Origin of the sequence: Janthinobacterium sp. UMAB-60 (assembly GCF_900095235.1) — a bacterium.
Classification (GTDB): domain Bacteria; phylum Pseudomonadota; class Gammaproteobacteria; order Burkholderiales; family Burkholderiaceae_D; genus Janthinobacterium.
Genome location: NZ_LT607495.1, coordinates 194,838 through 203,067, shown reverse-complemented (window position 1 = coordinate 203,067; position 8,230 = coordinate 194,838). Strand labels below are relative to the sequence as shown.

The following is an 8,230-nucleotide window of genomic DNA, read 5'->3' as shown; positions in this document are numbered from 1 at the left end:
GCAGCTGCACGGATTGGACGGCGTGTAGGCCTTGCAGGTAATGGTCTGCTGCACCCAGCCGTGATACCCCAATGTAATGTGATCGACCAAGGCGTTGCCGGTAATGGTCGCATCGGAATCCCCAAGGGTCACGTTTCCACCTTCTATATCGCCCTTGATGGTAGCTTTGTTCTCAATGACCAGAGTCTGGGATGCCTTGACATTGCCCGTCACCACCAGGTCCGTCGACTTCAGCTGGATGGAAGGGGCAGTCAGGTTGCCCGTCACCTTGCTGGCAGACTCGATCAAGAGCGAGGTGCTGGCGGTGATGCTGCCATCAATAACGACAGCGGAAGCGGTAACGATGGTGGTACCGGTAATAGCCCCCGTGACATTCACTCTCGATGCGAGATTGATTGGCCCTGTCGAGCTAATACCGTTGGTGACCTTGGCATCCGCCTCGATGCTCACGGAGCCGCCCTGGATAGCGCCATTCACGATCGAACTGGCAGAGATAGTGACGGCACCCGTGGCATTAAGATTGCCTGTCACGCTGATCGGACTGCCGCCCAGCTTGATCGACGACGCGATGATATTGGCGACTATGTTTTGCCCGTTCTGCCCGCCTGCGATAAAAGTGCCGCCATTGGCGATCATGCTACCGCCACTTATTTTTAACCTCGATGGCGGGTTGTCGCTGACATTGATATCTCCCTTGGCCGTCAGGGTCGCCGTGCCTCTCATCGTCAAGCCTTGGTTATACGTAATTGTCACTGGGCTGTTGACCGTCACACGGTAGCCGCTCTCAATGACCATGTCGTCATTCCATTGCATCGACAAAGAGGCGCAGGTATATTCGACGCCGCTATTGCTGCAGTCCGTGACGGCGGCACCGTTAAAATTGAGCGTTCCGGCGCGGGCCAGGCCAGTACACAGCGAAAATAGTAAAGCGACAATGAAAATATATAGGCGCACGGTATTCGGCAATCTGATGAATGAGAGGACAAACGGTTGGTAGCGAATTTCATGCTAATCTGCATGCCAAAACCGCAGTTGCATTATGGCACTATCTCCTTTATCTCACTCATTGCATGATCAAGCACAGCCCGCAAGAATTTCCATTACGTACCGTCGACATCATCGTCTACCCCGGCTTCAAGGCGCTGGAAGCCATCGGCGCCATGAAAGTGTTTGATTACGCCAATACCCATTTGCGCCTGCGCAATCTGCCCGGCGGCTACGACGTGCGCATCGCCTCGACAGCCATCGGCCCCGTCGAGTCCGACACCCTGATGTCGCTGCACGCCAGCAAGGCGCTCGATGTAAACCGCCTGCCCGACCTGGCCGTCATCGTCGGCTGCCACCACGTCGAGCAAGTCTTGCAGGAGATTCCCGCCCTGGCCGCCTGGGTGGCCGAGGCGGCGCCGCGCATCGATACGCTGGCGGCGCTGTGCACGGGCTGCTTCTTCCTGGCAGAGGCCGGTGTGCTCGACGGCAAGAGCGCCGCCACGCACTGGAGCGCCGTGGATAGCCTGCGCCAGCGCTATCCATTGATACAGGTCAATGCCGATGCGATTTTCGTGCGGGAAGGGAAATTCTGGACATCGGCCGGCGTGACGGCCGGCATCGACCTGGCGCTGGCCCTGGTGGAAGACGATTTCAGCCGCGATATCGCGCTGGAGGTGGCGCGCGACCTGGTGGTGTACCTGAAGCGGCCCGGCGGCCAGTCGCAGTTTTCCGTGCACCTGTCGAGCCAGATGACCACGCATCCGACCATCCGCCAGTTGCAGGGCTGGATCATGGAACACCTGGCCGAAGAGCTCACGGTGCCGCTGCTGGCAGCCAGGCTGGCCATGAGCGAGCGCAATTTTACGCGCGTGTTCCAGCGCGAAACGGGCAGCAGTCCTACGGAATTCATCGAGACGGCGCGCTTTGAAGTGGCGCGCCGCTTGCTGGAAGACAATGTGTCTTCCTTAAAACAGGTGGCCGTGCAGGCGGGCTTGCACAGCGAGGACAGGCTGCGTCGCCTGTTTCAAAAGAAACTCGCCATCACGCCGCGCGACTACCGCGAACGCTTTTCCAGCACGGCGCGCTAGGACGTCAGCGCGGCTTGCCGTGACGCACGTGGCGCGTGGCCAGTTGGCGGCTCTGCCGGGCCAGCGGTGTAAACACCAGCGCGCACAGCAGATAGGTGGCCAGCAGCGCCAGCCAGATGGCGGGCGTGGCGAGGCTGGTGGCATTGCTCCACCACAAGGCCAGCAGGGAAGACAGGGCCGCGCCGAGGAAGACGGGCAGCATGCGGCGCAAGGTGGCGAGGTAGGCAGTGGCAAACATGAACGGCTCCCAAAGCAAGGCGGATGCTTTCACACTAGCAGGGGCAGGCAGCGAAGTACAGCCTGTCGCCCTGCCCCGTCCGTCAAGTGTTGCGCAATGAGTACATGCGATAAGATTAGTACAACACCACGGAACGGATCGATTCGCCGCTCTTCATCAGGTCGAAACCTTCGTTGATGCGTTCGAGCGGCAAGCGGTGCGTGATCAGGTCGTCAATGTTGAGCTTGCCTTCCATGTACCAGTCGACGATTTTCGGCACGTCCGTGCGCCCGCGCGCGCCGCCGAAGGCCGAACCGCGCCATTCGCGCCCCGTCACCAGCTGGAACGGGCGCGTGGAAATTTCCTGCCCCGCCGCCGCCACGCCGATGATGAACGATTTGCCCCAGCCCTTGTGCGTGCACTCGAGCGCCTGGCGCATCAGAGTGGTGTTGCCCACGCATTCGAACGAATAATCGGCGCCGCCGTCGGTCAGTTGCACGATGGTATCGACGACGTTTTCCACCTCGTTCGGGTTAATAAAATGCGTCATGCCGAACTTGCGCGCGATGGCCTGGCGCGCCGGATTGATGTCGATGCCGATGATCTTGTCGGCGCCGACCATTTTCGCCGCCTGGATCACGTTCAGGCCGATGCCGCCCAGGCCGAACACGGCCACGTTGGCGCCCGCCTCGACCTTGGCGGAGAACAGGACCGCGCCCACGCCCGTCGTCACGCCGCAGCCGATGTAGCACACCTTGTCGAACGGCGCATCTTCGCGAATCTTGGCCAGGGCGATTTCCGGCACGACGATGTAATTGGAAAAAGTGGACGTGCCCATGTAGTGGAACAGCGGCTGGCCATTCAGCGAGAAGCGGCTGGTCGCGTCCGGCATCAGGCCGCGGCCCTGCGTGGAGCGGATGGCCTGGCACAGGTTGGTCTTTTGCGACAGGCAGAACTTGCACTGGCGGCATTCCGGCGTGTACAGGGGGATGACGTGGTCATCCTTTTTCAGGGTCGTCACGCCCGGGCCCACGTCGACGACGACGCCGGCGCCTTCGTGGCCAAGGATGGCGGGGAAGATGCCTTCCGGGTCGGCGCCCGACAGGGTGTAGTAATCGGTGTGGCAAATCCCAGTGGCTTTCAGCTCGACCAGCACTTCGCCGGCGCGCGGGCCGGCCAGGTCGACTTCTTCGATGGTCAACGGGGCGCCCGCTTTCCAGGCAATCGCGGCTTTGGTTTTCATGGGTTTCTTCCTGCTCGGTTTCAGATGCGCCATTATCGGGCGCAGGCGGGCGAGACGCGGCAGCTGGCCCCGCGCTTGTCTGAAAACGCGGCGCATTTGTCCGATGCCGCCGCACGTTTGCGCCAGCTCAAACTTCCCAATACAAAGACGCGCATTCTTGGTGCAAGTCCCCCAATTGACCAGTCGTTGCGTCCTACCCGCAGGAGACTGACATGCGCCATCCATTTTTCCGCGTTCCCCTGCCCTGGCTGGCCCTGCTGTTGGCGTGCTGCCTGGCCCTGCTGGCTGGCTGCGGCGGCGGCCATCACCATCCTGCGCCCGACGCCGCCACGGGCAGCCTGGCCGTCACCATCAGCGGCTTGCCGGCCGGCGTGGCGGGCGCCGTCACGCTCACGGGCCCCGCGTCGTACAGCAAGACGCTGACGGCCAGCACCACCTTGACGGATCTGGCACCCGGCGCCTACACGCTCAGCGCCGCCAGCGTGGCGCAAGGCACGCAAACGCTGGCGCCCACACCCGTCACGCAGCAGGTGCAAGTCAATGCGGGGGCGACGGCCAGCGCCGGCGTCACCTATACGGCCACGGCACCGCTGGCACTGGCCTTGCAAGAGGTGGCCAGCGGACTGGACGCCCCCATCTTCCTCACGGCGCCGCCCGGCGACAGCCGCCTGTTCATCCTCGAACGCCCCGGCCGCATCCGCGTGCTGCAGAACGGCAACCTGCTGGCCACGCCCTTCCTCGATATCAGTCCGCTCACCACCACCAGCGGCGAACGGGGCTTGCTATCCATGGCCTTCCATCCGCAGTACGCCAGCAACGGCTATTTCTTTATCTATTACACCAACCTGGCCGGCGACATCGTCATCGAGCGGCGGCAAGTGTCGGCGGGCAACGCCAACGTGGCCGATCCCCTGTCCGCCCTGACCATCCTCACGATACCCCACCCCACGTTCAGCAACCACTATGGCGGTCTGCTCAGCTTTGGGCCGGACGGCTATCTGTATGCGGGCACGGGCGACGGCGGCAGCGCGGGCGACCCACCCGGCAATGCGCAAAACACGCAGGTCCTGCTGGGCAAGCTGCTGCGCCTGGACGTCAACGCCAGCACAGTGGCCCAGCCGTATGCCATTCCGCCAGGCAACCCGTTTGCCGGCACGCCGGGCGGGCGCGCCGAAATCTGGGCGTATGGCTTGCGCAACCCGTGGCGCTACGCCTTCGACGTGCCGGCCCAGCTGCTGTATATCGCCGACGTGGGCCAGGCCAATTGGGAAGAGGTCGACGTGCGTCCCGTGGGCCAGGCGGGCAACAACTATGGCTGGAACATCATGGAAGGATTGCATTGCTACAACAGCGCCAGTTGCAACCAGGCGGGGCTGGTCCTGCCCGCCATCGAATACGGCCACGATACGGCCGGCGGCTGCTCGATCACGGGCGGCTATGTGTACCGGGGCACGGCCCTGCCGGAACTGGCGGGGCAATACCTGTATTCGGACTACTGCAGCGGCTGGCTGAAAAGCTTCAGCTACAGCAATGGCACGGCCTCCGCCGTGACGGACTGGGGCATCACCAACGTGGGCAATATCCTGTCGTTTGGCCAGGATGCGCAAAACGAGCTGTATATGCTGAGCGGCACGGGGAAGGTGTACAAGGTTGTACGTAAATAAGCGTACGCAAGTAAGCGTACATAAGTAAGCGTGCGCAGGCGGTCATGGCGGCGCACGCGGCAGAGGGCGTTTTTCGACGGGGCGCGGGGAACCGGCTAGAATGGGTTTTTCCCGTCGCGCCCCGCGCACCAGCCCAAGAGAACACCATGGCCCGTTTGAAACTTGAATTTCCCGAAGACCAGTACTGCTATTCCTCGCAACTGACGGTACGCACCACGGACATCAATGCCGGCAACCATCTCGGCAACGATTCCATGATTTCCATGATTTCCGAGGCGCGCGCCCGCTTCCTGTTTGAATTCGGCGTGCGCGACATTGAAGCGGACGGCACCGGCATCATCGTCACCGACCTGGCCACCACCTACCGTGCCGAAGCCCATGCGCGCGACCAGTTGCTGTTCGAAGTGGGCGTCATGGATTTCAACAAGTATGGCGGCGACATCACCTTCCGCATCACGCGCCCGCGCGACAACATCCTGATCGCCATGGCCAAGTCCGGCTTTGTGTTTTTCAACTACAAGCGCAGCCAGGTCGTACCCATGCCGGAAGAGTTCGGCAGCAAGTTCCCGCAGGTGAACTGGATCGATTAAGGGACAGATTAAGCGGCTCGCCTTGCCGCCATGCTGTATGCTTGCCAGGAAGACATTGAAACTGGAGCGGCATGCAAGCAGCGATAACGGCAAGACTATGCCTGGCCCTGGCGTTGTCGGGCGTGTGGCAGACCGCCCTGGCCGCGCCGCAAACCGTCATCCTGTATGGCGACGATGACTATGCGCCGTACAGCTATGTGGAAAACGGCGTCTTCAAGGGCATGTACGTCGATATGCTGCGCGCAGCCGCCACCAGCATGCCGGAGTATCGGCTGGACTTGCAGCCGCGCCCCTGGAAACGGGGACTCGACGCGCTGGAAAAAGGCCAGGTATTCGGTCTGTTCCCGCCCGGGCGCAAGACGGAGCGACCGTACGTGCAACCGTATTCGGCCATGCTGTACCGCGAATCGGTGGTGCTGTTTTGCCATGACGCCGTCATGCGCACGCCGCGCACGCATTTTCCCGCGGACTTCGCCGGTCTGACCATCGGCGTCAACACGGGTTTTTTGCTGTCGGAAAAATTGATGGTGCCGGCCCGCCAGGGATTGCTGCATCTGGAAGCGGCCAAGGGCAACGATGCCAATCTGAAGAAACTGGCGCTGCGGCGCATCGATTGCTACGCCAGCGACCGCGGCGCGGCCCGCCACACGGCACGCCAGCTGCAAGGAGAACTAAGCGGCTACGGCTTTCAATTGCACGAAGTGCTGGAACTGTCGTCCGAAGCCACGTACATCGCCTACAGCGCACGCAATACGCCCGCCTACAAGGCCGATTTCATCGAGAAGATGAATGCGGCCTTGCTTGCCATGCGGCACAACGGCCAACTGGCACGCATCGAAGAGGCTTACCTGCACTGAATTACCGGCGCTGCACTTCGCGCGGCTGCAAGCTCATGACGGGACTGCTGCGGCCCTGGGGCTTGACGCCGAAGGTATTCTTGAACCAGTCGTCGATCATGCGCTTTTCATAGCGCAAGGCATCGTTGCTGGAATAACGATTGATATGCTGCAAATAGGACATGTCGGACAGATAAGCGTTGCCGCTGGCAATGACCTTGCCATGCTGCTCGAGCGTATAGCGCAAGCGCAGACGGGGCCAGTCAGCACGGCCCGTCATCACGCGCACATCGAAGGCGCCGCGCCGTGCCGGGTCTTCGCGTCCTGCCAGGTCGACATCGGTGATCTCGATCCTGAGGTCCTGGCCGTGCGGCAAGCTCTTGCCCAGCCAGCTGAAGTGATTCGCCAGGCCCGCCAGCACCTGTTCCCGGTCGCGCGAGCTGAACGGAACATCGGAATAGTCATCGGGTTTGTCGAACGTCACTTGCACGCCCGCCCAGGCGCTGCTGCCGGCGGCCAGCGCCAATGCGGCCAGCCATGTTTTCGCCATCTTGGAAATACGCATGTGCATTCCTTTCAGAAAAGTCACGGCCAGGCAGCAACTGCCTGATCACGTTTGACTATAGCCTGAAGTGAAAATTTCCGTAGCGCAATACGTTTCGCGCGGCGGCACGCGCAGCGGCAGTCGCCTGACGGGCTGCGCCCCTTACTTGCGCGCCTGGCGTTTCACCTTGACGCCAAAAGTATCGGCATACCAGTCATCGATCATCAACTTTTCATAGCGCAGCTTTTCATTGCTGAAATAATGATTGATGCGGCTCAGGTACGACATGTCGGACAGGGCGGCATCGCCACTGCGAATGACCTTGCCATCCTGCTCCAGCACATAGTGCAGGCGCATGCGCGGCCAGTCGACCCGGCCATTCATGACGCGGATATCCTGCCCCGCACGCAGGGACGGATTTTCACGTCCCGCCAGGTCCACATCCGTGACGTCGATTTTCAAGGTCTGCCCGGGCGGCAGCGATGCGCCCAGTTTCTCGAAATGCCGGCTCAGTTCCTTCAACACGTCATCGCGTTCCTGCGGGTTGAACGGGACATCCGTGTATTGATCCGGTTTGCTGAACTGCACTTCCGTTCCTGCCCAGGCCGCGCTGCTGGCCAGCAAGGCCAGGCCGGCAACCAGGGCGCGCGTCGTTTGCTTTTGCATGATGTACCCTTTCAGGAAATGTGCGTGGCATGGTGCCACTTCTTATACCTATTCAATATAGCGCGCCGCAGCCCATTCTGACGCGCAATTCATACCTTGTTACTTTTCTGATTTTCCGCCAGAAAGGCAAGACGCCGACTTTTTTTGCAGATTCATTGGCAATATTAATTAAAACAAAGTATTGTCTTGAAAATATAGTTGCCTAAGCGATAAAGCATAGATAGTGTCGGCAGCCTTGATTTAAAGTGTTTTTTTAGCATGGATGTTGCATGTTTTTAGTCAATTTTTCTTGCATATTGTTAATATTTAGCTGTCAGTCTACAATCGACAAAATGCGCCCGAAAAATGCGCAACGCCGGTAATGGCGCACAGGAATTCCTGGCGCAGGCGTCTCA

At 60.7% G+C, this 8,230-nt stretch carries 9 protein-coding genes; 4 read left to right on the top strand and 5 right to left on the bottom strand.

The window, feature by feature from the left end; all coding sequences use genetic code 11:
* The coding region (locus K0F86_RS21515; protein WP_219136219.1) for a polymer-forming cytoskeletal protein at positions 1–954 on the bottom strand (954 nt) is incomplete at its 3' end.
* Between the two features lie 116 nt (positions 955–1,070).
* On the opposite strand from K0F86_RS21515, the gene K0F86_RS21510 reads away from it, so the two are divergent.
* The gene (locus K0F86_RS21510) at positions 1,071–2,075 is read left to right on the top strand and encodes a GlxA family transcriptional regulator (RefSeq protein WP_219136218.1); all 1,005 of its coding nucleotides are present in this window, start codon (positions 1,071–1,073) and stop codon (positions 2,073–2,075) included.
* 4 nt (positions 2,076–2,079) lie between these two features.
* On the opposite strand, the gene K0F86_RS21505 is transcribed toward K0F86_RS21510, so the two are convergent.
* Together K0F86_RS21505 and K0F86_RS21500 are read right to left on the bottom strand one after the other, a co-directional pair.
* Complete coding sequence (locus tag K0F86_RS21505) at positions 2,080–2,313, bottom strand: hypothetical protein (protein WP_219136217.1); 234 nt, start codon at positions 2,311–2,313, stop codon at positions 2,080–2,082.
* 115 nt (positions 2,314–2,428) lie between these two features.
* The gene (locus tag K0F86_RS21500) at positions 2,429–3,535 is read right to left on the bottom strand and encodes an S-(hydroxymethyl)glutathione dehydrogenase/class III alcohol dehydrogenase (protein WP_219136216.1); all 1,107 of its coding nucleotides are present in this window, start codon (positions 3,533–3,535) and stop codon (positions 2,429–2,431) included.
* Between the two features lie 212 nt (positions 3,536–3,747).
* Between K0F86_RS21500 and K0F86_RS21495 the strand changes: the two genes are divergently transcribed.
* From K0F86_RS21495 to K0F86_RS21485, 3 genes are all read left to right on the top strand, one after another.
* Positions 3,748–5,199 carry a sorbosone dehydrogenase family protein gene (locus K0F86_RS21495; protein ID WP_219136215.1) on the top strand — a complete coding sequence of 484 codons (1,452 nt, stop codon included), beginning with the start codon at positions 3,748–3,750 and terminating at the stop codon, positions 5,197–5,199.
* A 146-nt stretch (positions 5,200–5,345) separates the two neighbouring features.
* Entirely contained in the window at positions 5,346–5,789 is a 444-nt protein-coding gene (locus tag K0F86_RS21490) for a thioesterase family protein (protein ID WP_219136214.1), read from the top strand.
* A 71-nt stretch (positions 5,790–5,860) separates the two neighbouring features.
* Positions 5,861–6,646: an ABC transporter substrate-binding protein gene (locus K0F86_RS21485; protein WP_219136213.1), complete on the top strand. Its 786-nt coding sequence runs from the start codon at positions 5,861–5,863 to the stop codon at positions 6,644–6,646.
* A 1-nt stretch (position 6,647) separates the two neighbouring features.
* Here K0F86_RS21485 and K0F86_RS21480 read toward each other — a convergent pair whose 3' ends face one another.
* Positions 6,648–7,190 (bottom strand): DUF3016 domain-containing protein, encoded by a 543-nt coding sequence (locus K0F86_RS21480; RefSeq protein WP_257572290.1) that lies wholly within the window; start codon positions 7,188–7,190, stop codon positions 6,648–6,650.
* 141 nt (positions 7,191–7,331) lie between these two features.
* Positions 7,332–7,835, bottom strand: a complete 504-nt coding sequence (locus tag K0F86_RS21475; protein WP_219136211.1) for a DUF3016 domain-containing protein — start codon at positions 7,833–7,835, stop codon at positions 7,332–7,334.
* Positions 7,836–8,230: the final 395 nt, after the last annotated feature.

What these genes read in the sequence shown, in the direction of transcription:
- K0F86_RS21500 (WP_219136216.1), bottom strand. Translation starts at nt 3,535, where the DNA reads ATGAAAACCAAAGCCGCGATTGCCTGGAAAGCGGGCGCCCCGTTGACC.
- K0F86_RS21505 (WP_219136217.1), bottom strand. Translation starts at nt 2,313, where the DNA reads ATGTTTGCCACTGCCTACCTCGCCACCTTGCGCCGCATGCTGCCCGTC.
- K0F86_RS21510 (WP_219136218.1), top strand. Translation starts at nt 1,071, where the DNA reads ATGATCAAGCACAGCCCGCAAGAATTTCCATTACGTACCGTCGACATC.
- K0F86_RS21485 (WP_219136213.1), top strand. Translation starts at nt 5,861, where the DNA reads ATGCAAGCAGCGATAACGGCAAGACTATGCCTGGCCCTGGCGTTGTCG.
- K0F86_RS21490 (WP_219136214.1), top strand. Translation starts at nt 5,346, where the DNA reads ATGGCCCGTTTGAAACTTGAATTTCCCGAAGACCAGTACTGCTATTCC.
- K0F86_RS21475 (WP_219136211.1), bottom strand. Translation starts at nt 7,835, where the DNA reads ATGCAAAAGCAAACGACGCGCGCCCTGGTTGCCGGCCTGGCCTTGCTG.
- K0F86_RS21480 (WP_257572290.1), bottom strand. Translation starts at nt 7,190, where the DNA reads ATGCGTATTTCCAAGATGGCGAAAACATGGCTGGCCGCATTGGCGCTG.
- K0F86_RS21495 (WP_219136215.1), top strand. Translation starts at nt 3,748, where the DNA reads ATGCGCCATCCATTTTTCCGCGTTCCCCTGCCCTGGCTGGCCCTGCTG.